24 protein-coding genes are annotated in these 26,679 nt (G+C 70.2%); 8 read left to right on the top strand and 16 right to left on the bottom strand.

Features of this window, described 5'->3' with window-relative positions:
• Nucleotides 1–107: 107 nt before the first annotated feature.
• On the bottom strand, nt 108–1,475 hold the full coding sequence (locus LXT21_RS11455; RefSeq protein WP_254038148.1) for an NHL repeat-containing protein: 1,368 nt from the start codon (nt 1,473–1,475) through the stop codon (nt 108–110).
• Between the two features lie 160 nt (nt 1,476–1,635).
• On the opposite strand from LXT21_RS11455, the gene LXT21_RS11450 reads away from it, so the two are divergent.
• Both LXT21_RS11450 and LXT21_RS11445 read left to right on the top strand, forming a co-directional pair.
• Nucleotides 1,636–2,019, top strand: a complete 384-nt coding sequence (locus LXT21_RS11450; protein ID WP_254038147.1) for a hypothetical protein — start codon at nt 1,636–1,638, stop codon at nt 2,017–2,019.
• Between the two features lie 110 nt (nt 2,020–2,129).
• Nucleotides 2,130–2,681, top strand: coding sequence for a hypothetical protein (locus LXT21_RS11445; protein ID WP_254038146.1), 552 nt, complete (start codon nt 2,130–2,132; stop codon nt 2,679–2,681).
• On the opposite strand, the gene LXT21_RS11440 is transcribed toward LXT21_RS11445, so the two are convergent.
• Both LXT21_RS11440 and LXT21_RS11435 read right to left on the bottom strand, forming a co-directional pair.
• Complete coding sequence (locus LXT21_RS11440) at nt 2,668–3,522, bottom strand: endonuclease/exonuclease/phosphatase family protein (RefSeq protein WP_254038145.1); 855 nt, start codon at nt 3,520–3,522, stop codon at nt 2,668–2,670. The two genes, LXT21_RS11445 and LXT21_RS11440, sit on opposite strands and share 14 nt — an antisense overlap.
• Before the next feature lie 83 nt (nt 3,523–3,605).
• A complete protein-coding gene (locus tag LXT21_RS11435; protein WP_254038144.1) occupies nt 3,606–4,238 on the bottom strand; it encodes an MXAN_6652 family MXYO-CTERM-anchored protein in 633 nt (210 codons plus the stop codon).
• Nucleotides 4,239–4,652: 414 nt separating this feature from the next.
• Here LXT21_RS11435 and proS point away from each other — a divergent pair, with 414 nt between their 5' ends.
• Nucleotides 4,653–6,086, top strand: a complete 1,434-nt coding sequence (proS, locus tag LXT21_RS11430) for a proline--tRNA ligase (RefSeq protein ID WP_254038143.1) — start codon at nt 4,653–4,655, stop codon at nt 6,084–6,086.
• Nucleotides 6,087–6,159: 73 nt separating this feature from the next.
• Here the strand turns inward: proS and LXT21_RS11425 are convergent, their stop codons facing one another.
• Nucleotides 6,160–7,404 (bottom strand): adenylate/guanylate cyclase domain-containing protein, encoded by a 1,245-nt coding sequence (locus LXT21_RS11425; RefSeq protein ID WP_254038142.1) that lies wholly within the window; start codon nt 7,402–7,404, stop codon nt 6,160–6,162.
• 101 nt (nt 7,405–7,505) lie between these two features.
• Here LXT21_RS11425 and LXT21_RS11420 point away from each other — a divergent pair, with 101 nt between their 5' ends.
• The 4 genes from LXT21_RS11420 (at nt 7,506) to LXT21_RS11405 (ending at nt 11,530) form a co-directional block, all read left to right on the top strand.
• Nucleotides 7,506–8,030 (top strand): metal-dependent hydrolase, encoded by a 525-nt coding sequence (locus LXT21_RS11420; protein ID WP_254038141.1) that lies wholly within the window; start codon nt 7,506–7,508, stop codon nt 8,028–8,030.
• 3 nt (nt 8,031–8,033) lie between these two features.
• Nucleotides 8,034–8,588 (top strand): RNA 2',3'-cyclic phosphodiesterase, encoded by a 555-nt coding sequence (gene thpR, locus LXT21_RS11415; protein WP_254038140.1) that lies wholly within the window; start codon nt 8,034–8,036, stop codon nt 8,586–8,588.
• A 173-nt stretch (nt 8,589–8,761) separates the two neighbouring features.
• Nucleotides 8,762–9,379 (top strand): YiiX family permuted papain-like enzyme, encoded by a 618-nt coding sequence (locus LXT21_RS11410; RefSeq protein ID WP_254038139.1) that lies wholly within the window; start codon nt 8,762–8,764, stop codon nt 9,377–9,379.
• A gap of 84 nt (nt 9,380–9,463) precedes the next feature.
• On the top strand, nt 9,464–11,530 hold the full coding sequence (locus LXT21_RS11405) for a putative metal-binding motif-containing protein (protein WP_254038138.1): 2,067 nt from the start codon (nt 9,464–9,466) through the stop codon (nt 11,528–11,530).
• Between the two features lie 205 nt (nt 11,531–11,735).
• On the opposite strand, the gene LXT21_RS11400 is transcribed toward LXT21_RS11405, so the two are convergent.
• From LXT21_RS11400 to LXT21_RS11370, 7 genes are all read right to left on the bottom strand, one after another.
• The gene (locus tag LXT21_RS11400; RefSeq protein ID WP_254038137.1) at nt 11,736–13,955 is read right to left on the bottom strand and encodes a WD40/YVTN/BNR-like repeat-containing protein; all 2,220 of its coding nucleotides are present in this window, start codon (nt 13,953–13,955) and stop codon (nt 11,736–11,738) included.
• A 168-nt stretch (nt 13,956–14,123) separates the two neighbouring features.
• A complete protein-coding gene (locus LXT21_RS11395) occupies nt 14,124–14,903 on the bottom strand; it encodes a hypothetical protein (RefSeq protein WP_254038136.1) in 780 nt (259 codons plus the stop codon).
• Nucleotides 14,904–15,091: 188 nt separating this feature from the next.
• Entirely contained in the window at nt 15,092–15,847 is a 756-nt protein-coding gene (locus LXT21_RS11390) for an ABC transporter ATP-binding protein (protein WP_254038135.1), read from the bottom strand.
• Nucleotides 15,844–16,716, bottom strand: a complete 873-nt coding sequence (locus LXT21_RS11385) for an ABC transporter ATP-binding protein (protein WP_254038134.1) — start codon at nt 16,714–16,716, stop codon at nt 15,844–15,846. The genes LXT21_RS11390 and LXT21_RS11385 overlap by 4 nt, the downstream gene beginning before the upstream one ends.
• 8 nt (nt 16,717–16,724) lie before the next feature.
• Nucleotides 16,725–17,789 (bottom strand): branched-chain amino acid ABC transporter permease, encoded by a 1,065-nt coding sequence (locus tag LXT21_RS11380; protein WP_254038133.1) that lies wholly within the window; start codon nt 17,787–17,789, stop codon nt 16,725–16,727.
• Complete coding sequence (locus tag LXT21_RS11375; RefSeq protein WP_046716478.1) at nt 17,789–18,709, bottom strand: branched-chain amino acid ABC transporter permease; 921 nt, start codon at nt 18,707–18,709, stop codon at nt 17,789–17,791. Before LXT21_RS11375 ends, LXT21_RS11380 begins: the two co-directional genes overlap by 1 nt.
• Nucleotides 18,710–19,915: an ABC transporter substrate-binding protein gene (locus LXT21_RS11370; protein ID WP_254038132.1), complete on the bottom strand. Its 1,206-nt coding sequence runs from the start codon at nt 19,913–19,915 to the stop codon at nt 18,710–18,712.
• A 367-nt stretch (nt 19,916–20,282) separates the two neighbouring features.
• On the opposite strand from LXT21_RS11370, the gene LXT21_RS11365 reads away from it, so the two are divergent.
• Nucleotides 20,283–21,140 (top strand): YsnF/AvaK domain-containing protein, encoded by an 858-nt coding sequence (locus tag LXT21_RS11365; RefSeq protein WP_254038131.1) that lies wholly within the window; start codon nt 20,283–20,285, stop codon nt 21,138–21,140.
• Between the two features lie 75 nt (nt 21,141–21,215).
• Here LXT21_RS11365 and LXT21_RS11360 read toward each other — a convergent pair whose 3' ends face one another.
• From LXT21_RS11360 to LXT21_RS11340, 5 genes are all read right to left on the bottom strand, one after another.
• Nucleotides 21,216–22,685: a serine/threonine-protein kinase gene (locus LXT21_RS11360; protein WP_254038538.1), complete on the bottom strand. Its 1,470-nt coding sequence runs from the start codon at nt 22,683–22,685 to the stop codon at nt 21,216–21,218.
• Nucleotides 22,686–22,822: 137 nt separating this feature from the next.
• A complete protein-coding gene (locus LXT21_RS11355) occupies nt 22,823–23,122 on the bottom strand; it encodes a hypothetical protein (RefSeq protein WP_254038130.1) in 300 nt (99 codons plus the stop codon).
• Nucleotides 23,123–23,211: 89 nt separating this feature from the next.
• Complete coding sequence (gene dnaK / locus LXT21_RS11350; RefSeq protein ID WP_254038129.1) at nt 23,212–25,035, bottom strand: molecular chaperone DnaK; 1,824 nt, start codon at nt 25,033–25,035, stop codon at nt 23,212–23,214.
• 5 nt (nt 25,036–25,040) lie between these two features.
• Nucleotides 25,041–25,955, bottom strand: a complete 915-nt coding sequence (gene grpE, locus LXT21_RS11345) for a nucleotide exchange factor GrpE (RefSeq protein ID WP_254038128.1) — start codon at nt 25,953–25,955, stop codon at nt 25,041–25,043.
• Nucleotides 25,956–26,051: 96 nt separating this feature from the next.
• A complete protein-coding gene (locus tag LXT21_RS11340) occupies nt 26,052–26,528 on the bottom strand; it encodes a transcriptional regulator (protein ID WP_254038127.1) in 477 nt (158 codons plus the stop codon).
• Nucleotides 26,529–26,679 lie beyond the last annotated feature (151 nt).

The following is a 26,679-nucleotide window of genomic DNA, read 5'->3' as shown; positions in this document are numbered from 1 at the left end:
TTCCGACGAACGCGGGGCGATGAATCCAAGCCAGCTAGACCGCCATCGCATGGTCAGTGAAGCGGGACGCACGCACCGCACACCATCCGCGCGACGACTCGTTCTCCTCAGGGCTCGAAGCCACCGAGGAACAACTCCCACGCACCCTCCAGCCGCCCCGTGCCCAGGTCCACCGGCCCGAGCTGCGTGCCCAACACCGCACCCGGCCCCTTCGGCGATAGCGACACGAAGTCCCTCACGCCCTCCGCGTCACCGAGCGCCTCCCGAGGGAAACCTCGCGCCCACTGCACCCCACCCTCCACGCGGTCCAGCTTCACCAGGAACAGGTTCATGCGGCTCCCCGCCACACCCGGCATGGGGCCCGTGCCCAGGTCATCGCCCTCCTCGTATCGACCGACGACGAGCGCCCCCTCCTGCTCGTCCACCGCGAGCCCCGTGCCGACAAAACCCAGGGCACGCAACCACCGCGGCGCCCCCTCCGCGTCGAACGCCGCCACGAAACCACGGCCGCCTCCCCCCTCCACCACATGGGTCCGCGACAGGAACGTGAGCGACTGCGTGAAGCCTCCCGTCACCAGCACCCGCTGCCCCCGCACCGCCACCCCCGTGGCCCAGCCCGAGCGCGTGTCGAGCCGCCGCTCCCACCGCGCCCGCCCTCGCGCATCCAGCCTCACCAGGAACGGCTGCGAGTCCATGGCCCCACGAACACGCGCGGCCTCGAGCACCCCCGCGACGTAGACCTGCCCCTCCGCGTCCACCGACGCAGACACGGCCTCTCCCTGCGCTTCGTGCGCATACGTCCACAGCAGCTCGCCCTTCGCGTCCAGCTTCACCACGGCGGGAACCCTGCCCCGCTTCGCGTCGGCCACCGAGCCCACCAACACCACGTTGCCCAGCCCATCCACGTCCGCATGCCGTGGCACCAGCGCGTCCGACACCCCGAGCGCCTCCAGGCTCCGCGCCCGGATGAAGACCCCGTCACGTCCCAGCTCGAGCAGGAACCGGCCCGCCGGCAACGGCCCGCCCCCCAGGTCCACCCCCACCACGTTGCGCCCCACCACGAAGATGCGTCCACGAGCGCCCACCGCGAGCACCTCCGCGAACCCGGGCAACGACACCGACCACTGACGCTCGCCGCCCGTGCCGTAGCGCGCCACCGCGAAGGTCTCCGGTGTCACGCGCCCCGAACGAGGGTTGAGCAGCGGACCGAAGAAGTCCGCCACCGCCGCGTCCGAGTTGAGCGCCACCACCACCTCGCCCCGCGCGTCGTGCGCGAGCCCCGCGGCCGACTCACGTCCCGGGCCCGTCAACGGGCGCACCCACCGCGTCGCGCCCGTCGGACGCGGGCCGCGTGTGACTCGCTCGACGCTCGAGTCCTTCTCCGGAGCCGGCTCCCGCGCCTCCTGCCGCTCACAGGCCAGGGCGAGCACCACCAGCACCCAGCCCGCCCTCCAGCTCCGTCCGCCATGAAGCATCGCGTCGTGCCCCCAACCCACCTGCGTAGGCCCATGAAATTCCGAGGAAGCGTCGGGCAGGGTGGGGCCCGGAAGCTGTCCGGTCGAGGGGCCCCCGGGTGCGAGATGACGAACCGCATCTGGACGAGGGGCCCGCGCGTGGGCTCCAATCCACCAGGTGATGACCCAGGATGAAGTGGCGAAGGTGCTCTCGGACGTGGAGCTGGTGCCGTGCGCGGAGATGGCGCTGGCGGACGCGCGACGTCTGGTGGACGCATGTCTCGAAGCGGACGTCCCGGCGCTGGTGCACCGCGAGGCGTGCGCGAAGCCTGGCTGCAGCCCGAAGTTCCAGGTGCTGGTGCGCCCCGAGGACGGCGTGCGCGTGACCACGCTGCTCCAGCAGCGCTGGATGGACAGCATCCAACGCGAGGGCGTGCTGGCGGAGGGCGCCGCGCCCTTCGTGCTGCCCGCGTCCGAGGAGGGCGAGCCCCCCTGTCCCGCCTGCGGCACCGTCGCCCCCCTGGTGGAGGGGGCGTGCGCCGACTGTGGTCTTCAGCTCGAGTAGCAACCGGGCAGCGCCTGCGGCGCGAACCCGAGCACCCTAACCTTCCCGGAGATGACCGGGACGGACTCCCCGAGCGCGGCCCCGCGCGGGGTCGCAGTGGAGGCACACGGATGGAAGTCAAAGGCGTGGCGTTCCTGGCACGACAGCAGATGACGGTGCAGGCGCACGGTGAACAGGCGTGGCGGGACTTCCTGGCGGACATCAAGCGACGCGAGCCCGTCTTCTCCCTGCCCATCCTCCCGGTGACGCGCATCCCGGTGGATGCGTTCCTGCGCTTCAACGAGGAGCTGCTCCAGCGCTTCTACGGCGGGGACCAGAGCGTGTGGTGGCAGTTCGGCGTGAAGTCCGCCGAGTACGCGCTGGGCCAGGGACAGCTCAAGGCGATGTTCAGCCCCGGCGACTTCCGCCGCTTCCTCTTCTTCACGCCCGGCATCTGGAAGGGCTACTTCACCGAGGGCGAGATGGAGGTGCTGCCGGGTCAGGGCTCCACGGACCTGCACATCTTCAAGGTGCCCAAGCCGCACGTGTACTTCGAGCTGTCGGTGATGGGCTTCGCCGCGGGCGGCCTGAGCTTCCTCGGCGCGAAGGACCTGAAGCACGAGGTCATCAAGGGCTTCACGCGCAAGGACCCCGACGTGCTCTACCGCTTCAACGTGAGCTGAGCGCGGCGTCCGCCTCGGCGGTGGAGGCGGGCACGTCCAGGCGCAGGTCCGCCACCACCGGGTAGTGGTCGGACGCGTCCACCCGCAGCACGCGGCTGGCCACGGGCGTGAAGGCGTCACAGGCCAGCACGTAGTCGATGCGCAGCGTGGGCAGGAACAGGGGCATGGGGTAGGTGCCCCGTGCTCCGCCCGTGGCGGCGACGACGTCCTTCATCTGCCGGCGCAACAGGCGCAGCGGGTTCGAGTCCGGGTCGTCGTTGAGGTCCCCCATGAGCAGGTGGGGGCGCGTGTCGCGGGCGAGCAGGTTCGCCACGAACGCGCTCTGGCGCAGGCGCGCGCGGGCGTTGAAGGGCCGGCGGATGAGGTGCGTGACGTAGACGCTCACCTCGCGGCCGTCCACGTCCATCACCGCGTGGGCGAGCGTGCGTGGCTCGGCGCCCTCGGGGTTGGGGAGCGGGTATTGCGCGAGCGCCTCGAGCGGGAAGCGGGACAACAGCGCGACGCCGTACGCGCCGCCATGAAGGTCCGTGGTGCGGAAGTGCGCGCGGTGAGGCAGGCCGGTGAGGCGCGCGAGGGCGTCCACCTGGTCCACGCCGCCGGCGCGGTGGGAGCCGACGTCGACTTCCTGGAGCGCGACGACGTCCGGCACGGAGGCGCGGATGACGCGGGCCACGCCGTCGAGGCCGCGGGCGCCGGACTGGATGTTGAAGGTCATCACCCGCAGCGTCCCGGGCTCGCGGTGCACGGCGGCCACGGGGACTTCGGGCGGGAGGAGACCGGGGCCGGTCGCACACGCGAGCGGCCCCAGCATGAGCAGCATGGGGAGGAGGCGGAGGTGCATGGGGCGAAGGCGCGATGCTACGTCGCGCGGTCGCCCGTTGTCGCCCCGGCCCCCAGGGCCCGTCCGAGGAGCAGGCGGGCGGGTTACTCCTCGCGGCGGCGCAGACGCGCGCCCAGGAGCATCAGCGCCGCGCCGAGCAGGGGCGCGCCGCCAGCGGCGGTGCAGCCACCGCCGTCGTCCTCGCCACCACCACCGCCGCCGTTGCCACCGCCGTCGCCGACCTTGACCTTGAGCGTGGTGGCGGCGGACGCGTCACCGGTGTCCTCGCCGTTGCCGTTGGTCGAGTTGCCGGCGCCGAACAGGGTGAGGGTGGTGCCGGTGGACGGGGCGACGACGCTGAAGGCGAAGCGCACGGAGCCGTCGGTGAAGGGCTTGGGCTGGGAGTGGGTCAGCTCGCCGGAGAGCTTCTTGGAGTCCGAGCCGCCCGCGGTGAGGGTGGCCTCGCCGTCCACGGCGACGTTGTAGCCACCGCGCACGCCGGGGCCGCCGGCGATGACCAGGGTGTAGCTGCCCGTCTGGCCGGGGTTGAGCGTGGCGGGGCCTTCGATGGTCACGGTGGGCGTGGCGCCCGAGCGCGAGTGGCAGCCGGAGGAGCAGGTCTGCCCGCTCTTGCCGCTGTAGTTGCTCTGGCCGGTGGCGTAGGCGAAGGCGGAGCCGGAGACAAGGCACGCGGCCAGGACGCCGGCGACCTTGAGGGACGGAAGGAACGACTGCATGAAGCCTCCAGGTTGAGAAACCCGAGAAGGAAGGGGAGGACTTCATACCGCGACGCGGCAACGCTTCCCAGCACTCGCCCGGGAGGGGCCACGTGACGGTTCCGTCGAGGGTTTCGCTCCCGCGAGAGGAGTCCAATCACTCGGTATCAGAGGTCCCGGCGGACACCTCGGAGGGGTGCGGCATTCTGTCCGGAGCACGCGACAGCTCGAACACATGTCTCGTGTGCGTGGGGGTCGTCGCGAGGCCACGGGTCATGCAATCGCCGCCCGGCTCATACCGAGCGGCTGTGCCCCATGAGCCCGTCAGGCTGACACACGGGAGCGGTCCGGGGCGACGACGGGGCCGTTGATTTCTGGGTGGCCCCATCGTAGGCAACCGTCCTCTTTCCACGACTTTAGAAGGGTGCTCCGCACATGGCCGAGAAGCTCACGCCCCGCGAGAAGGGCTTTTCCGAGTGGTACGTCGACGTGGTCCAGAAGGCGAAGCTCGCCGACTACTCGGACGTGAAGGGCTGCATGGTCATCCGGCCCAACGGCTACGCCATCTGGGAGAACATGCAGCGCGTCCTGGACAAGATGTTCAAGGACCTGGGCCACAAGAACGCCTACTTCCCGCTGCTCATCCCCGAGAGCTACCTCAAGAAGGAGGCCGAGCACGTCGAGGGCTTCAACCCCCAGCTCGCCGTCGTCACCCACGCGGGCGGCGCCAAGCTCGAGGAGCCCTACGTCATCCGGCCCACCTCCGAGACCATCATCAACCGCAGCTTCGCCAAGTGGATCCAGAGCTACCGCGACCTCCCCCTGCTGCTCAACCAGTGGGCCAACGTCATGCGCTGGGAGATGCGCACCCGCCTGTTCCTGCGCACCACCGAGTTCCTCTGGCAGGAAGGCCACACCTGTCATGAGACCGAAGAGGACGCGGAGAAGGAGACCCTCCAGATGCTGGAGGTCTACCGGACCTTCGCCGAGGACTACATGGCCATGCCCGTCATGACGGGCCGCAAGTCCGAGTCCGAGCGCTTCGCCGGCGCCCTGCGCACCTACAGCATCGAGGCGATGATGCAGGACAAGAAGGCCCTGCAGGCCGGCACCAGCCACAACCTGGGCCAGAACTTCGCCAAGGCCTTCGAGACCAAGTTCCAGGGCCGCGACGGCCGCGAGCACTTCGTCTGGCAGACGTCCTGGGGCGTGTCCACGCGCCTCATCGGCGGCCTCATCATGACCCACTCGGATGACTCGGGTCTCATCGTCCCGCCCAAGCTCGCCTCCAACCACGTCGTCATCATCCCCATCTTCGGCAAGGCCACCGACGCGGAGAAGGCCCAGGTCCTGGAGAAGAGCCACGGGCTCGCCGCCGACCTGCGCAAGGCGGGCCTGGGCGTCGTGGTGGACGACGACGAGAGCAAGGGCCCGGGCTTCAAGTACTTCGAGCACGAGCTCACCGGCACCTGCGTGCGCATCGAAATCGGCCCCAAGGACCTGGCCAAGGGCACCTGCGTCATGGTGCGCCGCGACCTGAAAGTGAAGGAGTTCATCCCGCTCGGCGAGGCCGCCGCCAAGGCCCAGTCCATGCTGGACGGCATGCAGAAGGACCTGTTCCAGAAGGCCAAGGACTTCCGCGAGGCGCACACCTTCGAGGTCAACTCCTACGAGGAGATGAAGGAGAAGGCGGACGCGGGCTTCCTGCTCGCCCACTGGAACCTGGACCCCAAGGTGGAGGCCCGCATCAAGGAGGAGACCGGCCTGACCACGCGCAACCGGCCCTTCGCCCTCAAGCAGGAGCCGGGCAAGTGCGTCGTCACCGGCGAGGACTCGCCGGGCCGCATCGTGTTCTCCAAGGCGTACTGAGCCGTCCGCCGCGCTGAGCACACCGAGGGCCGTGGGAGGAGCCGTGTCGCTCCCCTCGCGGCCCTCGCGCTTTTCAGCCCACGTCCCGCAGGGCCCGCCGCCCCGGGACGAACGTCGCCACCGGCTCCGTCTTGCCCGCGACGGGCAGCGTCGTGGCCGGCTCGAACGACAACGAGGGGTCCGCCTCGCACGCGCGGCACGTGGCCTCCGACACCAGCATGGGCACGCCGACCTTCTTGGTGAGGCCCTCGATGCGGCTGGCCAGGTTCACCGCATCGCCAATCACCGTGTACTCGCGCCGCTGCGCGCTGCCCACGTCCCCCACCACCACGCGTCCGGTGTGGATGCCGATGCCGATGCGCAGGGGTTCCTCTCCGCGCGCCACGCGCTCGGCGTTGAGCGTCTCCAGCGCCTCCAGCATCGCCAGTCCACACGCCACCGCGGAGCGCGGGTGCCCGGGCAAATCCAGCGGCGCGCCGAAGTACGCGAGGATGCCGTCACCGATGAACTTGTCGAGCGTCCCGCCGTGACGGAACACCACGTCCACCATGCGCGACAGGTACTCGTTGAGCAGCGCCACCACCTGGGGGCTCTCCATGCGCTCCGACATGGAGGTGAAGCCTCGGATGTCCGAGAACAGCAGCGTCACCTCGCGGTGCTCACCGCCCCCGGCCTCCGTGCCGTGCTGGGCAATCTGCCGCGCCACCTCCGGCGAGAAGTAGCGCCCCAGTCGCTCCAGGCGCATCTCCTCGCGCGCCACCTGCGTCACCAGCCCCAGCACCTGCCGGCCGATGAAGGACGCGGCCGCCGCGCCCAGCGACAACACCAGCACGAGCCCCGGCAGGAACGACTCCCACGCGACGCCCGCCTGGAACACCAGCGCGGCCTCCAGGCCGATGGCGAGCGCCGTGGCCAGCACGACGGTGACGGGCGAGAGCGTCACCAGCGACACGAGGACCACGAGCACGATGTACACGCCCAACGTCAGCAGTGAAATCGGCACCGCGTTGTCGTTGCCCGCCGCGCCGATGGCCAGTGCCTGGAGGACGAAGATGGCGGGCATGTCGAGAAACGCCAGCCCGAGCGCCGGACGGCGTCCCAGCGCGGGCCACTGACGCGCGCCGGCCCAGAGCGCCACGGCCAGCAGCAGGTAGGCGACGAGCACCGAGGGCGGCACGCGCCACTCGAACTGAATCGCCATCCCGAGCCAGCACACCACGGCGACGGCGCGGACGCGGTTGAGCCACTCGCCGACCTGCGCGCGCCAGCCGGCCAACCGCAGCCGCAGCGTATCCTCGACCTGGGAGAGCCTCCGCATGCCCCCGGCACGCTAGCCCACCCTCCCCCGACCCTCCAGGGAGGCCCGACACACGAGCCCCGGCTCTCGCGGACGGCTATCCTCGCGCGCCGGAGACATCCATGGCGAGCATCGGTCACGTGGCGGTGGGGCTGGCGTTGGGGCGGTACGAAGCGAACGGCGAGACGACGAGGCGGCTGCTCGCCTCCATGGCGTTGTTCTCCGCGCTGGCGCTGCTGCCCGACGCGGACGTGGTGGCCTTCGTGTTCCGCATCCCCTACTCGGCGCCCTGGGGACACCGCGGTGCGTCGCACTCGTTCGTCTTCGCCGCGGGCATCGCGCTGCTGGTGGCCCTGGTGGCGAAGTGGCGAGGCGCGTCCGCCGCGAGATGGGGCGGGCTCGCGTTCCTCGCGGTGGCGAGCCACGGGCTCTTGGACGCGCTCACGGATGGCGGGCTGGGCGCGGCGCTCCTGTGGCCCTTCTCGAACGCGCGCATGTTCGCGCCCGTGCGTCCGCTGCCCGTGTCCCCCATCGGCGCGGGCATGTTGTCCCCGCGAGGGATGTACGTCGTCGGCGCGGAGCTGCTCGCCTTCATCCCCTTCTGGGCGTACGCGCTGTGGCCGCGCCGGTCCGCGAGAAAGAGCTGAGCGATGCGACTGTTCACCGCCGTCACGTTGGGAGACGTCCTCGAGGCCCGCGCCGCCGAGGAGCTGTCGCGACTGCGCGCGCTCGCGCCCACGGCCCGCTTCGTGCGCGCCGAGGGGGTGCACCTCACGTTGGTGTTCCTGGGGGAGGTGGAGCCCTCGCGACTGCCCGCTGTCCGTGAGGCCCTCGCGTCCGTGGGCCCGCGCCACGCGCCTTTCACTGTGTCCGTGGGAGGGGGCGGGACGTTCGGTACGCCGTCGCATCCGCGCGTGCTCTGGTCCCACGTGCGCGGAGACGTCGAGGCGCTCGAGGCGCTGCAGACGGACACGGCCGCGCAGCTGCTCCCGCTCGGCTTCGAGCCCGAGCACCGCGACTACGCGCCGCATCTGACGCTGGCCCGAGCCAAGGCGCCCAAGGGAGACCCCGCGCTGCTCGCGTGTGCGCAGGCCCTGGCGAGCGTCGAGCTGGGCGAGGGGCGCGTGGACCGGCTCGTGTTGTTCGAGAGCCGGGGGCCCGATTACGTTCCCGTGGTGGAGGTGCCGCTCACGCGCGCGGGCTGATGGCGCGTGCCCCAGCAAGTCCGCGCATCGCTCCCTCGCGGTGCCCCCTCGCCCGAGCGGCAGCGAGGACGGACTCCTCCCACGGTGTCAGGATGACCTCGCCCGCGGATGCGCTGGCACTGCCCCTGCAGTCTTCCCGTGTGAGCGCGGCAAGCACCGGAAAGGACGGGCACATGCGGTGGATGATGGGGTGGGTGCTGTGGCTGTGGGGACTCAGCGCGGTCGCCGCGCCTCGCGACGCGCTGGAAGCCAGGTTACAGACAGGCGACATCGTCCTGCACACCTCGCGCTCGCGGCAGTCCCAGGCCATCCAGGCGGCCACGCACAGCCCGCTGTCCCACGTGGGGTTGGTCGAGGTCACCCAGAAGGGCACCTTCGTGGTGGAGGCCGTGCAACCCGTGCAGCGCGTCCCCTTCGCGAAGTGGAAGGCGCGCGGCGTGAAGGGCCATATCCTCGTGCTGCGCGCCGAAGACGTCGACGCGGAGACGAAGCAGCGCGTGCTCACCGCGGCCAAGACGCACCTGGGCAAGCCGTATGACTGGCGCTTCGGCTGGAGCGACGACGCGATGTACTGCTCGGAGCTGGTGCGCAAGGCGTACGCCCAGGGCGCGGGCGTGGAGTACGGCGAGATGCAGACGCTGGGCTCGCTCGATGTCGCGGGCCTGGAGAAACAGATGCGTGAGCGCTACGGCGACAAGGTGCCACTCGAGCTGACACTGATAACCCCAGCGAGCCTGGCCCGGGATACCCGCCTGTCTGTGGTTCACTCGGATTTTCAGGAAGCGCTGTAGCAACGCCTCACCGCGTATCCGGGGTGTATTCAACCCCGTCACTCGGACGATGAGACGAGGCCGGGAGCAGGTAGACTCCGGCGCATGAGACGCATCCTGCTCGTACTCCCCTTGGTTCTCATCGTCGGCTGCAAGAAGGACGTCACCCAGGGCGCGGTGAAGGTCACGGTGAACTACACCCGTTTCCTGCCGGGCTGCCTGCGCGTCCAGGCGGTCGACGTGGCGAGCGGCCAGGTGCTCGCCAAGGATGTGACGGAGACGCTCGGCACCCGCGCCTCGGGCGGCACCATGACGGTGGGCGTGGCGCCTCCGACGAGCTGGGGCACCGCGGTGGAGGTGCGCGCCACCGCCTTCGAGCGCGTCTGCGAGGGCGAGGGCGTGGTCACCGACTCCCAGCGCGTGACGCTGGTGACGGACGCCGTGCAGGCCGTCACGTTGACGCTGCAGGCGGTGGACGCCGACCAGGACGGCTATGTCGACGTGAGCAGCAACGGCACCGACTGTCGGGACGACGTGGCCGACATCAACCCGGGCGCCGAGGAGCGCTGCAACGACCGGGACGACAACTGCGACGGCATCGGCGACGCGGAGCACTTCCAGCTCGGCGCGAGCTGCTCGACATCCAACGACTGCCACGGCGTCTACCGCTGTGACATGACGGACTTCGTCCAATATTGCGACACCCCGCCGAGCCGCAGCGTGTATCCGGACAATGACAGGGACGGTCACGGCCGGCTGGGCTCCGAGCCGCTCATCGTCTGCAACGCCACGCCCGAGGGCTACACGTCGGGCCCGCCGGACGACTGCAACGACGACGCCTTCAGCGTGCACCCGGGCATCCCGGACCGCTGCGACGGCGAGGACACCAACTGCGACGGACAGCTGGACGAGGACTTCCCGCAGCTCACCCAGGCGTGCACGGACACGTTCCAGTGCGCGGGTGCGTATGCGTGCTCGGAGGACACGCTGGGGGTCACCTGCGTGTCCACGGTGACGCCGACCGCCTGGTACCCGGACGAGGACGGCGATGGCTTCGGCGCGGCCACAGGCGAGGTGCGCTCGTGCGTGAAGCCCGCGGGCGTCTGGGTCACCAACAACACGGACTGCAACGACGGCAACCCGCGCACGTATCCGGGCGCCACGGAGATTTGCGACGGGCTGGACAACGACTGCGACGGTCAGCCCGAGAACGCGCAGGCCGTGTGCCCGGGTGGCACGGCGCCGGCCTGGACCAGCCGGACCATCACCAGCGGGGCGCAGAAGCACTGGTACTCCGCCTCCTCGTGGACGAAGGGTGGCGTGTGGGTGGGTGGCGACGACGACCGGCTCGCGAAGCTGGTGCCGAGCGCCACGAGCTTCTCGGTCACCTCGAACACGGGCTGCGGCGCGACCGACACGGAGTGGCGCGCCGTCTGGGCGGACCCTGGCAACAATGGACGGGTGTGGCTCGGCTCGCAGGGTGGCAAGAAGGCGCACCAGGACGTCAACGCCGCGGGCTGCACCCAGGTGCAGGACGACGACAAGTGGATCTTCGGCATGACGGGTGTGAGGAACAACGGTGTCCTCACGATTCACGGCGCCGCGTCGCCCAATGACACCGACTCGGCGTCGACGGGCCAGGCCTTCTCCTGGGATGGCGGCGGCACGCTCGGCTACAACGACACCACCAACAACCCGCTCCCCAAGGTCGAGGACGTGCATGGCATCTCCCATGCGCACCTGCTGCTGGTGGGCGGGCAGTCGGGAGGACCGCGGGTCTTCCGGTACAACCCGGGCAACAGCCGCTGGGAGTCGGAGAACGCGGAGCAGGGCACCTCCGGCGCGGGGCGCCTGCACGGCGTCTGGGTGGTCAACGAGCGGGTGGCCTTCGCGGTGGGCGACAACGGCACGGTGCTGAGGAAGGTCGACGGCACGACGTGGACCAAGCAGACCTTCCCCAACACCCATGGACTGACATCCGTCATCGCCTTCGGCGCGGGTTCCGCCTACGCCACCTGCGCCAACCAGCACATCTACCGGTACGACGGCCAGTCGTGGACGAACGTCTACTCGGGAGACAAGCGCTACAACGACATCACCGGCACGGGTCCGGATGACCTGTGGGTGGTGGGCAACGACGGGCGCATCGTCCGCTGGCCCGCGTGGCCGTAGTCACCCTCCCCGCCGCGCCACCACGAAGCGGCGGGTGAACAGGAACGGAGTGCCCCGCGCATGCGCGGGGTCCGCCTGGCACAGCCAAGGGCACACCGCCTCCACGACGACGTGGACCGGGCGCCGCGCCCACACCGTCGACGCGCCTCGAGCCGAGCTGACTCGCGACTCGAGGCGGCCTGCTCGGAGCGCGCGACCTCCCTGCTCAGCGTCGGATGCGCAGCACCTGGAAGCCCGTCCCCGCGCTCCCGAAGCCGCTCACGTTCTGCATCCTCACCACCACATCTCCGGAGGGCAACACGCCCCACACGTCGGCGCGCGCCAGGTCCTCGCCGCTCAGCCGCTCATACCGGCGCGCCTCGCTCCACGTCGCCCCATCGCCGCTGGTGAACAACCGCACGAGGACATCCCCGTCCGCGTGCACATCCCCGGCGATGGACCACGCCGTGCCCAGCACCCACCCACCACCGGGCGCCGCCTCCAACGAGTACGCCGGCCCCGGCAGCTCGAACACCGTGCTCACCTGCCCCGTGCGCGACACGCGCAGCAGCTTCGGATGCTCGGGCTCGAACAGCGTCGACTGGCCGAAGAGCAGCGTGCCGTCCACCAGCACCCCGCCCGCCACGCCGTTGGCCGCGTAGCCCTGCAGCATCGACGTCCACGTCCGCCCGCCATCCGTCGAGCGCAGCACCGCCGCCTGCGTCTTGTTGCTGCCCATCATCGCCCACAGCGCGCCCGTCGCCGGGTCCGCCACCAGCGCATGGCCATGCCGATGCGCCGTCAGCGTGGAGCGCACGCTCCAGCTCGCCCCATGGTCCGTGCTCGCCCACAGGCGCACCGGCACCGCGGACGAGGTGAACGTCTGGTACTCGAGGAAGAACCACGTGCTCCCGAGCTGCGCGAAGCTGCGCGGCCCCATCGCCCGGTAGCTGCCCAGGCTCACCTCGTCCCGCCACGTGCGCCCGCTGTCCGTCGAGCGCTGCAGGAAATACGCGCCGCTGTGACTGGCCACCGCCAGCAGCGTCCCGTTCGACATCGCCGCCATCGTCCACAGGTTGCCGCTGTCCTGCCCCCGCGCTGAGAACGTCGCCCCCCCATCCGTGCTCGCGAACAACCGCGAGCGCTCACCCCCCACCGCCAGCCCGTACAGCGTGCCCGCGCCATCCACCGCGAGCAGCTCGTGGCTCGAGGACGAGCGCACCACGTCGAGCGAGAACGGCCCCTCCCCCGGCGGCGCCTCGTCCCGCATCCACGCCACCCGCGACACCGTGCCCCGCGAGCTCGCGTCCGGCGCCTCGCCATACAGACACGGCACCTCGGCGCTGCCCTCGGGCAGCACGTCCACCGCGTTGGGATAGCCCTTGAACGTCGCGTCCCCATCCAACGTCACCGCGTCGCCCAGGGTGCCGTCCGGCGCGAGCACCTTCGCGCGCAGCTCGTAGTGCGCGTTGAGCACGCGCATGCGGTTGTAGAAGATGTAGAGCGAGTCACCCACGCGGGTGATGGCGGCCTGAATCGCCCAGTCCGACGTGCTCTCCACCAACGTGCGCGGACCGAAGGACGTCCCATCGAAGCGCCGGTGGTACAGCCGCTCCTGCTCGTCCTTGTAGACCAGGTGCATGCCGCCCCGGCCGTCCGCCACCGCGCTCAGCGCCGCGCCATGGTAGATGCCGTCGGAGAACGCCTCGCGCACGGGCGCCCAGGTGGCGAGCGGGTCATCGTCATCGCGCACGCGCATCCGCGTGGGCACGAAGCCATCATGCATGGCGTAGACGAACACCAGCCGAGTCCCCACGCTCAGCAGCCGTCCTCCACCGCGCCTGCGCACCTTGTCCAACGCCTGGTGCCCACCGAAGCTCGCGCCCTGGTCCGTGGACACCGCCACCACCGCCGTGGAGCCGCCGTCCGACTCCAGCCGGAAGGCCTGCACCCACAGCCGCCCCTTCGAGTCCCGCACCAGCAGCGCCCGCGAGTAGGCCGAGCTCGCGTCCGCGTCCATCACGCGCACGGCGGGCTCCGGCGCCCAGGTGTCCGCGGCGGACTGGTAGCGCCACCACTGGAACCAGACGTCGTGCCGGCTCGAGGGCTCCAGCTGCGGCCCCTCGTAGGAATAGACGAGCGCCACGTCCCGCCCCACCGCGAGCAGCTCCGCCCGGTCCGCGTGCGTGGCGTCCGGCTGGATGACCCCCACCCGCCGCACCGTGCGCAGCGCGTCCTCGGAGCGGTACAGCACCAGCCCCTTGGACTCCACGCTGCCTTGCTGGATGGCCACCAGCAGACTCGCGGGACGACCACTGCCTGTCTCGACTCGAACGACGTGGCGCTGCGCCGGGAGCGTGAGGGCATTGCCCCCGCTCACCGGTACCAACGCCGTCCCGCCCGCCGCGAGCACCGCGGCGAGCAAGGCCCCTGCCAGCCCTGTCATGAATCCCCTCCCCGGACATCCGGGGAGAGAATGTGGGCGAAGACCTACCGAGGGAAGTCGCCCCGCAGTGGACAGGGCCTCATCCGTTGAGCAGCAACGGAGCCCGTGTCGCCAGCAGCACGCTCCCCGAAGAAGGGAGCGCGGCCCGGGGGAAGCCCTCCGACGTGACTACTTGCCGCGGCGACGCTTCGCGGGGGCCGGAGCGCCCGCGTCCTGGGCACCGGCGTCCGGCGACGTGGCCTCGACGGCGCCCGCCTCCGCGCCCGTGCCAGCGTCACCCACGCCACCATCCGCCGCGCCCGCCGCGCCCGCGCGCGGAATGGCCGGAGGAGGATTCACCAGCCCCAGCGAGGCCAGGAAGTCCTCCGCGCCCGGCGCGCCGATGCTCGGGTTGTAGAGGACCAGCATGGTGTAGAGGCGCGGGCCCACCAGGTAGTTGCGCGCGCGCACCTCGCCGTTGGGCGAGGACACCGTGTAGGACTTGCCGGGGTAGCCATCCAGCGTGAGCTCCTGCTCGTTGCTGACGGTGCCCTTGAGCTGGTTGGTGAGGCCGTCACGGCCCTCGTTGAGGAACGCCTCGGGGGGACGGCTCGCGACGACCTTCTCCGGGTAGTCCGCGGTGCTGATGGAGTAGATGACGCCCTCGGCGGTCTGCAGCGAGTACGCCGCCGTGGAGACCTCGCCCGCGGGGATGTTCACCTTCTGGCGCTGGACCTGGGGCTGGCCCGGCATCTTCACGGTGAAGCCCTCTTCGGCCGTCACCTCGGTCAGCTGCGGGCCCGCGGCGGCGGCCGGCTGCCCCCCCCCCGACTCACCGCCCTCGTTCGGCAGCTCCTCGATGGTGGAGGTCGCCTGCTGGTTGGGGTCGGTCTTCTGGGCGCTGACGCACGCGAGTGAAATCAGCGACAGGGTGGCAAGGGCGGCAAGGAGGCGAGACAACGAAGGCATGGGCGCGCTTCCTGAAATTTGGTGTGGGAGATGAACGCGGTGCGTCGGACGACGCTAATAGAACTGCTCGACTTCTGACTACCCGAGATTGGGACGGCCGCCAGTTTCCAGGTGTCACGCACACCCCAGAAGCGTCCGCGGCAGGACGGAAGTGGACGCTTCGGAGGCTGAAAATCGGCCTCCGGAAGCTATTCACCCAGGTAGGCGCGGCGCACCTCCGCGCTCTCCAGGAGCGCCTTGCCGGGGCCCGCCATCGCCACCTCGCCCGTCTCCAGCACGTAGCCGTAGTGGGCGCAGTTGAGGGCCAGGTGCGCGTTCTGCTCCACCAGCAGCACGCTGACGCCCGTCTGGTTCACCTCGCGCAGCGTGCGGAAGATGGTCTCCGTCACCTGCGGGGCGAGGCCCAGCGAGGGCTCATCCAACAACAGCAGTTGGGGCCGGCTGAGCAGCGCGCGGGCGATGGCCAGCATCTGCTGCTCGCCGCCGGACAGCGTGCCCGCCATCTGGTTGCGCCGCTCCTTGAGCACGGGGAAGAGCGTGAAGCTCTTCTCCATGTCCGTCTTCACCTCCGCGGTGTCGCGGCGCAGGTAGGCGCCCAGCTCCAGGTTCTCCAGCACGGACATGTTGGGGAAGATGCCCCGCCCCTCCGGCGCGTGCGCCATGCCCCGGGGCACCAGCTGGTGCGCCTTGAGGCTGGTGGTGTCCTGGCCGCCGAAGCGAATCTTCCCCGCGCTCGCCTTGAGCATGCCGCTCACCGCGCGCAGGGTGCTCGTCTTGCCCGCGCCGTTGGCGCCGATGAGGGCGACGACCTCGCCCTTGCCCACCGTCAGCGACACGCCCTTGAGCGCCTGGATGGCGCCGTAGTGGACCTTGATGCCCTCCACCGTCAGGAGCGGCGCGAAGGCCTGGCGCTCACCCAGCGTCTTCACCTGCGCCTCGCTCACGCCGCGCCTCCGTGACTCTCCAGGTAGCTGTCGCCCAGGTACGCCTCGATGACCTTGCGGTCGCTTCTCACCTCGGCCGGGGCGCCGCGCGCAATCGTCTCGCCGTGGTCCAGCACGGTGATGCGCTCGCAGATGCCCATCACCAGCTTCATGTCGTGCTCGATGACCAGCACGCCCAGGTTGAAGTCGTCGCGCAGCTTGCGGATGAGCACCATCAGGTCCGCCTTCTCGCGCGTGTTCATGCCCGCGGCGGGCTCGTCGAGCAGCAGCACCCGGGGCTGGCTGCCCAGGGCGCGCGCGATCTCCAACCGGCGCTGCTCACCGTACGGGAGGTTTCGCGCCTCCTCGTCGCGGCGGTGCGACAGGCCCATGACGTCCAGCAGGTGCTCGGCCTGCTCGGTCAGCCGCCGCTCCTCGCGCTGGAAGCCCGGGGTGAGCAAGAGCGAGCGCCACCAGTCCGCGTAGTTGTGGGCCGCGTTGCGCAGCTTGGAGCCCACGCTGATGCTGGACTGGTGCAGCGCCGTCTGCGCGCGGCAGGCCACCTTCACGTTGTCCAGCGCGGAGAGCGCGCGGAACAGGCGGATGTTCTGGAAGGTGCGCGCCACGCCCAGCAGGTTGATTTGGTGCGGCTTGCGCCCGTTGACCTGCGTGCCGCTCACCCGCACCACGCCCTGGGAGGGCTGGTAGACGCCCGTCAGCACGTTGAACGCGGTGGACTTGCCCGCGCCGTTGGGGCCGATGAGGCCCAGCAAATCCCCCTGCCGGATGGACAGGTGGAAGTCCGTCAGCGCCTTGAGGCCACCGAACTGGATGCTCACGCCGTCCGCCACCAGCACGGGCTCGGAGGACGTGGGGGGGAGGGCCGTCACGTTCGCGCTCACGCCAGCCCCCGACGCTTCCGGGGCAGCCACCGTGGCAGCACGTCCCAGATCTCCTTCGTGCCGAACAGGCCCTGGGGCCTGGCGAGCATCAAGACGACGAGCAACAGGCCGTAGATGGGCATGCGAATCTGGTCCACCCGCTGCGCCAGGCTGCCCTCGGTGCCCAGCGCGCCGAACAGGGAGCGCATGCCTTCGGGCAGGAGCGTCAGGAAGATGGCCGCGACGAAGGCGCCCGTGGTGGAGCCCAGGCCGCCCAGCACCACCATGACGACGATTTCCATCGAGCGCACGAAGGTGAAGGAGCCGGGGTTGATGATGGGCACGAAGTGGGCGAACAGCCCGCCCGCGATGCCCGCGAAGAAGGACGAGAAGACGAACGCGCGCACCTTGTAGCCGGTGGTGTCCACGCCCATGGCCTCGGCGGCCACCTCGTCCTCGCGGATGGCCCACAGGCTGCGGCCGTGGCTGGAGCCGGCGATGCGGCGCGCGGCCAGCACCACCAGGAACACCCAGAAGAACACCATGCCGGGGCTCGAGTACTGGGGGATGCCCGACAGGCCCAGCGCGCGGCCGAAGGCGTCCGTGTTCTGCACCACGACGCGGATGATTTCGCCGAAGCCCAGCGTGACGATGGCCAGGTAGTCACCGCGCAGGCGCAGGGACGGCAGGCCCACCAGGAAGCCGCACGCCGCCGCCGCGCAGCCGCCCACGAGCAGCGCCACCGTGAAGAGCACCTGGTCGCTGGCCGCCACGGGGAGGAAGGACAGCGCCACCTCCTTGAGCTGCAGCGAGCAGTAGCCGGCGATGTACGCGCCCACGGCCATGAAGCCCGCGTGGCCGATGGAGAACTGCCCCGTCATCCCGTTCACGATGTTGAGGCTCACCGCGAGGATGATGTTCACGCCGACGACGGACAGCAGATAGGTGGCGAACTCGGAGCCCTGCAGGGACCACTGGAACAACACCAGCGCGGGGATGGCGATGAGCAGCGGCAGCACGCCACGCAGCGAGGGCGGCACGAGCGTGCGGGCCTCGGGGATGGGGAGCGCGGGGGTCTCCATCAGACCTTCTCCGCGGCGACCCGGCCGAACAGGCCACCGGGCTTCACGAGCAGCACGAGGATGAGGAAGCCGAAGGCCACCGCGTCACGCCAGGTGCTGGCCGCGTAGCCCACGACGAACTCCTCCACCAGCCCCAGCACCAGCGCGCCCACCACCGCGCCCGGCACGTGACCGATGCCACCAATCACCGCCGCGACGAAGGCCTTGAGGCCCACGTACAGGCCCATCAGCGGGCTCACCGACGTGTCCTTGATGGCGTAGAGCAGGCCCGCGCCCGCGGCCAGGCCGCTGCTGAGCATGAACGTCAGCGCGATGACCCGGTCCGTGGGGATGCCCATCAGCGCCGCCACCCGGTGGTCCCAGGACACCGCGCGCATGGCCCGGCCGAAGCGCGTGCCGAACACCAGGTACTGCAGGCCCACCATCAACCCCACCGCGATGAGGAAGCTGATGACCTGCCAGTTCCACACGACGACGTCGCGGTCGCCGATGATGAGCCACTCGGTGGGCTCGATGATTTCGGGGAACGCGCGCGGGCTGGCGCCCGGCAGGAAGCCGATGTCCAGCTGGAAGCCGTAGGACAGGGCGAAGGAGATGCCGATGGCGGTGATGAGCGCCGTCAGCCGGGGCTTCTCGCGCAGGGGGCGGTAGGCGAAGCGCTCGATGAGGAAGCCCATGAGCGCGCAGCCCAGCATGGCCACCGCGAAGACGGCGGCGATGCCCAGGAACGAGCCACGCGCCTCGCGTCCAATCGCGAACGCGGTGGCGTAGCCCATGTAGACGCCGACCATCATGACGTCGCCGTGGGCGAAGTTGATGAGCTTGAGGACGCCGTACACCATCGTGTAGCCGAGCGCGACGAGCGCGTAGATGGTGCCGGCGGCCAGGCCGTTGATGAGGTGCTGGAGGAGCTGCGCCATTTAGGGATTGATGGTCGTCACGTACTGCGTCTTGCCATCCCCGACCTTGAGGACGACGGCGGACTTCACGGCGTTGCGCTTGTCATCCAGGGTGACGGTGCCCGCCACGCCCGGGAAGTCCTTGGTCTGCGCAATCGCGTCGCGCACGGACGGGCCGCTCAAATCCTTGGCGCGCTTGAGCGCTTCAATCGCCACGCGGGCCGCGTCGTAGCCCAGCGCCGCGAGCGCGTCCGGGACGCCGCCGTAGGCCGCCTTGTAGTCCGCGATGAACTTCTGCACGCGGGGGTCCGGGTTGTCCGGCGAGTAGTGATTGGAGAAGTAGCTGCCCGAAATCGCGCTGCCGCCCAGCTCGAAGAGCTTCTCGGAGTCCCAGCCGTCGCCGCCCATCAGGGGCACCTTGAGGCCCACCTCGCGCGCCTGGCGGGCGATGACGCCCACCTCGCTGTAGTAGCCCGGCACGTAGATGCCGTCCGGCTGCGTCTTCTTGATGGCGGTCAGCTGCGCGCGGTAGTCGGTGTCGCCCTGGCTGTAGCTCTCCGTGGTGGCGATCTTCCCGCCCATCTCCGTGAACTTGCGCGTGAAGACGCCCGACAGGTCGATGGAGTAGGCGCTCTTGTTGTCCTGCAGCACCGCCACCTTGCCCAGCTTCAGGTCCTCGCGGGCGAACTTCGCCATCACGAAGCCCTGGAACGGGTCGATGAAGCACACGCGGAAGATGTAGTCGCCCTTCTCCGTCACCGTGGTGTTGGTGGACGAGGGCGTAATCATGGGCACGCCCGCCGCCTGCGCCTTCTCCGCCATGGCCAGCGAGTTGGACGAGGCCACGTCGCCCAGGATGAGCACCACCTTGTCCTGCGTAATCAGGCGGGTGGCGGCCTGCGCGGCCTCCTCCGGCTTGCTCTGGTTGTCGTAGACGCGAATCGCGAGCTTCTTGCCGTTGACGCCGCCGGCGGCGTTGGCCTCCTTGAGCGCCAGCTCGATGCCGTTGCGCGTGGAGATGCCGAACGTCGCCTGACCGCCGGTGAGCGCGCCCACCTGGCCCAGCAGGATGGTGTCCGAGCCCGCGGGCGTACCGCCAGGGCTTGGGGCCTGTCCCTGCGCGGCCTGCGTGCCGGCCTCACCAGAAGGGGTGGGCTGCGTCTTCTTCTCGCAGGCGGCCGCCAAGACGGCGAGCGCGGCGAGCAGCATCGGGGCAAGGCGTCGCATGCGGAGCAATCCTCCTCAACAGGGGGTGCTGCGAGTCAAAGCCCCGGTTTTCTAGGGGAGCCCTCTCCATGGGTCAAGCGCGCTGCCAGACAGGCCCTCCCCCCACGTACCCTCCGTGCGGCGCGTCACGCGTGTCCCCGTCGAGGGCGGAGCGCTCGAATCCTGGCCCCCGGCGGCCTCCCACCCGCTTCGCCGGAGGTGCCCGGAAAGAGGACAGGACCCGGTTCACGAAGGCGGGCGGGCATGGGCGCATCGGCGGCCACGGGGGCGAGCCCTGAGCACGCATGTTGGCGAGACACTGTTCATCCGCGGACCCACTCCCACCTTCCGGTTGATGCATCCAGGAGGCATTCAGGAGGAGCCAGCCATGCTCAAGAACAAGAAGGACGTACGCGAAGGGATGGTTGTCCGCAGCATCGACGACGAGAAGCTCGGCAAGGTCTTCGCCATCGGCGACGACGCGTTCCACATCGAGAGAGGTCTGTTCTTCCCCAAGGACTACCGGGTCGCGTTCACCGAGGTGAGCGAGATTCGCGACGGGGAGGTCATCCTCAACCGTGGCAAGGACGCGCTGCAGCAGGTCTCCGAGGCCGAGCGCGCCCGGGGCACCACGGACATGGGCGCGGGCGCCATGGGCCTCGCCTCCGAACGCACGGTGAAGGAGACGCGCATCCGGGAGACGGAGCTGAACGGCGGCCGGGCCTCCGTGACGCCGCTGCCCGCCACCGGCCTGAAGGAGGACCTCGCCTACAAGGCCAACATGAAGGCGGACACGGACCTGCGGCGCGGCAAGACGGAGTGGACCGACAACCGCGACATCTCCATCCCCGTCCACAGCGAGAAGCTCAGCGTGGAGAAGCACGACCTGCAGGCGGGTGAGCTGCGCGTGCACAAGGAAATCGTGGAGGAGGAGGAGGTGGTGAAGGTCCCCCTGCGCCACGAGCGGGTCCGCGTGGAGCGGCGGGCGGTGTCGTCGGACACGCCGGTGACGGGCGCGTTCAAGGACGAGACCATCGTCGTCCCCCTGCGCGCCGAGGAGGCGGAGGTCATCAAGCGCCAGGTGCTCGACGAGGAGGTCGTCATCCACAAGGACGTCGTCGAGGAGGAGCGCCGCTTCACCGAGCGGGTGCGCCACGAGCACGTGGACATCAGCACCGAGGGCGAGGTCGACGCGCCGCGCACCCTCAACGCGACGTCCGACGACCCGTCGCTGCGTCGCTCCTGAGGCATCGGCCGCGTGAAGGCATGGCACCCGGCCACCGCTCCCCGTCGGAAGGGGGCGGTGCCGGGGCAGCCGGTGTCAGCGCGCGGCCTTCTTCTGGGGCGCGGGACGGGGCCGAGGCTCGGTGTCCGCGTCCTCGATGTCCGGCTCCACGGCGGGCGGAGGCCCACCGGCGCGGCCCTGCGCCTCGGCGCGGTCCAGCTGCTGCAGCTCGCGCAGCCGGTCCGGGAAGTGCCGGGCCATCAGCCGCGCCAGCTCCGCGTCCTTCACCGGCGTGAGGGCGTCCTGCAGCCGCTCCGCCATCTCCAGGGCGTCGGAGAAGCGCGCCGTGGGCGACTTGGCCAGGGCCATCTCCAGCACCTCCCACAGCGGCTGGGTGATGGTGTCCGGGCGCGTCAGCCGCTCGTCGCAGATGGCCTGCATGGAGCGCAGCTCGTCGCCCCGGTCGAACGCCCGCTTGCCGGTGAGCGCCTCGTAGAGAATCAGCCCCATCGCGAACAGGTCGCTGCGCGCGTCCAGCCGCTGCCCCCGCGCCTGCTCCGGGGACATGTACAGGGGCTTGCCCTTCACGATGCCCGGCAGCGTCATGGTCCGCTGGGCGCGCGCCTTGGCCACCCCGAAGTCGAGGATCTTCACCCGCCCGTCGAAGCCCACCATCAGGTTGTGCGGGGACAAGTCCCGGTGCACCAGGTGCAGCGGCTTGCCGTCCTCGCCCTTCAGCGTGTGCGCCGCCTGAAGGCCGTGCAGCGCCTGCACCACCACCGCCACCGCCTGCTCGGGCGTCAAAGGCCCCCGGCGCGCGCGCAGCAGCCGGTCCAGGTCCACGCCCCGCACCAGCTCCATGGCGATGAAGTACGCCCCCTGCGCCTCGCCGAAGTCGTACACGTGCACCAGGTTGGGGTGCGCCAGCCGCAGGCCGATGCGCGCCTCGTCCAGGAACTGCTGCACGATGGCCGGGTCCGCCGTCAGGTGGGGGAGGATGCGCTTGAGGGCCACCAGCCGGCCCAGCCCCTCCGGTCCCCGGGCCCGCGCCACCAGCACCTGGGCCATGCCGCCGGTGCCCAGGGGGGTGAGGACCTCGTACTTGCCGATGCGCCCGCGCGGCACCGGCGTGTCGTCCATCGCCAGGTCGTCCAGCCGCTCCAGGGGGCCCTGCCCGTCCGTCAGCGCCAGGAAGGCCAGCACCGACGTGTCCAGCTGCTCGCCGATGGCCTCCACCAGCTTCATCACCAGCCCGCCGCCGTCCGGGAAGGCGCCCTCCACCGCCAGCCCCATCCCGCCCAGCTCCAGCGTGCCCAGCTTCAGCCGGGCGCAGAACAGCATCCGCCCGTTGGGGAGCCGGCGGGGGCCGCGCCACAGCGCCGCCTCGAACACGTCCACGCCCAGTTCACCCAGCACCCGCGTCAGCACGGGCCCCCGGGTGCCGCGCAGGGACACGAAGCCCGCGGGCGCATGCACCATGCGCGCGCACTGCGTGAGGAAGACGTCCAGGCCCGCGTCCAGCGTCAGGCCGCGCTGGAGGCAGTCCTCCAGGATGTCATCCGCCATGCGCTGCACGGCCACCAGCCCACGCAGGAACGCGACCTCTGTCTCCAAGGAAGGGAATTCCACCCCCCTATTACAACCTGGGAGGGATTCCCCGGGAAGCCAGGGGCCGAGAACAGCGTGCGTGGGTCAACGCCCGCCTAGACGCGCTCGCGGTCCTTCAGGGCCGTGGCGCCGGGCGGCAGGCGCTCGGGGGGGCTGGTGGGGTGCACCATCCGGCGGTCCTCGATGAGGCCGTGGGCTTCCAGCACACGCTCCAGGTAGGCCACGCGCTCGCGCAGCAGGTCGTTTTCGGGGCGGGAGCCCAGCTGGGCCTCGCGCAGGCGGATGAACGCCTCCAGCACGGGCTTGAGCGAGAAGCGCAGCGTCAACCCCAAGAGGGGGATGCCGCACGTCATCGCCACCACGAGCACCATGACGACGCCTTCGACTGGCTGCATGACTGAAACCTCGGAACGGACAGGGGGTGTCTGACTCTACGCCGGAGGGCTTCCGGCGATTGCATCCCCCCGTCCGTGAGGCGGGTGCTTCAGCTCGCCTGGCCGGTGTAGATGGCGTCGGCGATGCGGTAGGCGCTGCCCTCCAGGCGCTGGAAGGCCTCCTTGAGGGCGACCGGGTCGGAGGTGTTGAGCAGGCCCTTGAGCCGCTCCAGGTCCGATTTGATCTCCTCGCGGTCCTTCTCCGACAGGAGGCTGGCGTACTCCTCCAGGCTCTTCTCGGTGGTGTAGATGAGGCCGTCCGCGTTGTTGCGCAGCTCCGCCAGCTCCTTCTTCTTCTTGTCGTCGGCGGCGTGCGACTGGGCGTCGGAAATCATCGCCTGGATTTCCGCCTCCGACAGGCCGGAGTTGCTCACCACGCGCACCTGCTGGACCTTGCCGGTGCCCAGGTCCTTGGCGCTGACGTGCACGATGCCGTTGGCGTCGATGTCGAACGACACCTCAATCTGCGGCACGCCGCGCGGCGCCGGGGGGATGCCCACCAGCTCGAAGCGGGCCAGCGTCTTGTTGTCCGCCGCCATCTCGCGCTCGCCCTGGAGCACGTGCACGCTCACCAGCGGCTGGTTGTCCACCGCCGTGGAGAACACCTGGCTCTTCTTGCAGGGGATGGTGGTGTTCTTGTCGATGATCTTCGTGAAGACGCCGCCGGCCGTCTCGACGCCGAGGGACAGGGGCGTGACGTCCAGCAGGAGGACGTCCTTCACCTCGCCCTTGAGCACGCCGCCCTGGATGGCCGCGCCCACGGCGACGACTTCATCCGGGTTGATGCCCTTGTGCGGTTCCTTGCCGAAGAACTCGCGCACCTTCTGCTGCACGCGGGGCATGCGCGTCATGCCGCCCACCAGGAGCACCTGGTTGATGTGCTGCGCGGTCAAACCCGCGTCCTTGAGGGCAATCTTGCAGGGCTCGATGGTGCGGTCGATGAGGTCGGCGACCAGCGCCTCGAAGGTGGAGCGGTCCACCGTCTCCGTCAGGTGCTTGGGGCCGGACGCATCCGCGGTGATGAACGGCAGGTTCACCTCCGTCTCGGGCGCGCTGGACAGCTCGTGCTTGGCGCGCTCGGCGGCCTCCTTCAGGCGCTGCAGCGCCATGCGGTCGCGGCGCAGGTCCAGGCCGTTGTTCTGCTCGGCGAAGCGCTTGGCCAGGTAGTCGATGAGCCGCTGGTCGAAGTCCTCGCCGCCCAGGAACGTGTCGCCGTTGGTGCTCTTCACCTCGAAGACGCCGGCGGTCAGCTCCAGGATGGAGATATCGAACGTGCCGCCGCCCAGGTCGTAGACGGCCACGCGCTCGGTGCCGCCGTCCTTCACCTTGTCCAGGCCGTACGCGAGCGCCGCGGCGGTGGGCTCGTTGATGATGCGCAGGACGTTGAGGCCCGCGATGCGGCCGGCGTCCTTGGTGGACTGACGCTGGCTGTCGTTGAAGTACGCGGGGACGGTGATGACCGCCTCGGTGACGGGCTCGCCGAGGTAGTCCTCCGCCGTCTGCTTCATCTTCATCAGGACGATGGCGGAGACCTCCGGCGGGCTGTGGCCCTTGCCGCGAATCTCCACCCACGCGTCGCCGTTGGGGCTCGCGACCACCTTGAAGGCGCTCACGCCGATGGCCTTCTTGGCCTCCGGCGAGTCGAACTTCCGACCGATGAGCCGCTTCACGGCGAACACGGTGTTCTCCGGGTTGGTGATGGCCTGGCGCTTGCCAATCTGGCCCACCAGCCGCTCACCGGAGTCCGTGAAGCCCACCATGGACGGCGTGGTGCGGCTGCCTTCGCTGTTGGGGATGACCACCGGCTCGCCGCCTTCCATGACGGCGACGCAGGAGTTGGTGGTCCCCAGGTCGATTCCAATCACCTTGCCCATGATGCTTACTGACTCCCCCCGGAAGTGCTGTCCGTGTGCTGCTCGGGTGCTTCGGCCCGCGGCTCGGCTTCCGCCGGAGGAGAGTCCTCGGCGGGCGCGGGGGTGGATGAGGCGGCCTCCACGACGGCGGCCTCCACGACGGGCGCGGCGGCGACCTCGGGCGCGCGCGCGACGACGACCATGGCCGGGCGCACCAGCCGCTCGTTGAGGAAGAAGCCGCGCACCACCTCGTAGACCACGTGGCCCACGGGCGTGTCGGCCGTCTCCACCTGCTGGATGGCCTCGTGCATGCGCGGGTCGAACGGCTGGCCCTTGGCGCTGAAGGACTTCACGCCGTGGCGGCCGAGCGCGTCCTCGAAGGACTTGCGCGTCATGGCCACGCCCTTCTGGAAGCTCTCGATGTCGGGCGACTTGGTCGCGGCGTCGAGCGCGCGGTCCAGGTTGTCCATCACCGGGAGCAGGTCCTTGAGCAGCTTCTCCGAGCCGAAGCGCTGGACCTCCTCCTTCTCCTTCTGCGCGCGCTTGCGGTAGTTCTCCAGGTCCGCGGCGGCGCGGACCATGCGGTCCTGCGCTTCCTTGGCGCGCTCGTGCGCCTCGCGCAGCCGCTCCATCGTCTCGCGGCCCTTGGCCTGACTGAACTCGACCTGCGCCTTGAGAGACTCCACCTCCTGACGCAGCTGGGCGACCTCTTCCGCGGTCGCGGAGGGCGCTGGGGAGTCCTGGGGAGGCACGGAATCCTCGGGGGCGATGGAGGCGGCCGCGTCCTCGGAAGCAGCGGCCTGGGGGGCCTCCACCTCGATGACGGTCACCTCTTCATCCTCCATGCGACGCTCGACGCTGCGGACCGCCGCGTCGATGACGTCCTGCCCGATTTCCGCCTGGATGCTGTCCTTTTCACTGGAGCCGGCCACGGCGCGCACTATCTCACGCGCCGCAAACCGATCCAACTGGCGGCAATGATTGACGGAACCGGAACCTGGAGTCCGGGCCTGTCTGATTCAAGGCCGAGCGGAACTTCACGCTCCGGCGGTGGGCTTCTTGGCGCGGCCCACTGTCTTCTTGGAAGTCGGGGCGGCCTTCTTGGCGGCCGGACGCCCGCTGGCCTTCTTGCGGCCGATGGACTTGGTGCCCGGGGCCTTCTTCGCGGCCTTCGGCTCGGCCTTGGGGCGCGGAGCCTGGGGGGCCTCGGCGGCCTCGGACTTCGCGGCGCCCGGCGCGCCCTCCTCGCCCTCCTCGGGACGGAAGGCGCGCTCCACGGCGCCCTCGACCTGGCGCACGGCGGTCTCGATCTTCTCCGCGGCGACCTTGGTGGTGCTGGCGGCCCAGGTGCGCAGCTGCACCAGGCCCTCCTTCACCTTGGCCTGCTTGTCCGGGTCCTTCACTTCCTTGAGGAGCCGCTGGGCCTCGCCGCGCAGGTCGTCGGTGGTGCGCTTGAGCTCGTCGCCGGTGCGCTTGAGGAACTCCATCAGGTGCTTGTCCCACTTCTCGGCCATTGCGCAGGTCCTCTCGTCCGGGCGGCGGCGCCCCCCGTGGGTTTCGCGGCCCTCGAATATGTCACGGACATCCCCGGGCGCCATTGCAGTTCCCCGAGGGGACAGCTCCCGCGAGCATCTCCCCACGGGATACGGCTAGAGTGTCGGATTT

The sequence above is a fragment of the Myxococcus guangdongensis genome (assembly GCF_024198255.1).
Lineage (GTDB): Bacteria > Myxococcota > Myxococcia > Myxococcales > Myxococcaceae > Myxococcus > Myxococcus guangdongensis.
This window is presented reverse-complemented; position numbering and strand designations above follow the sequence as displayed.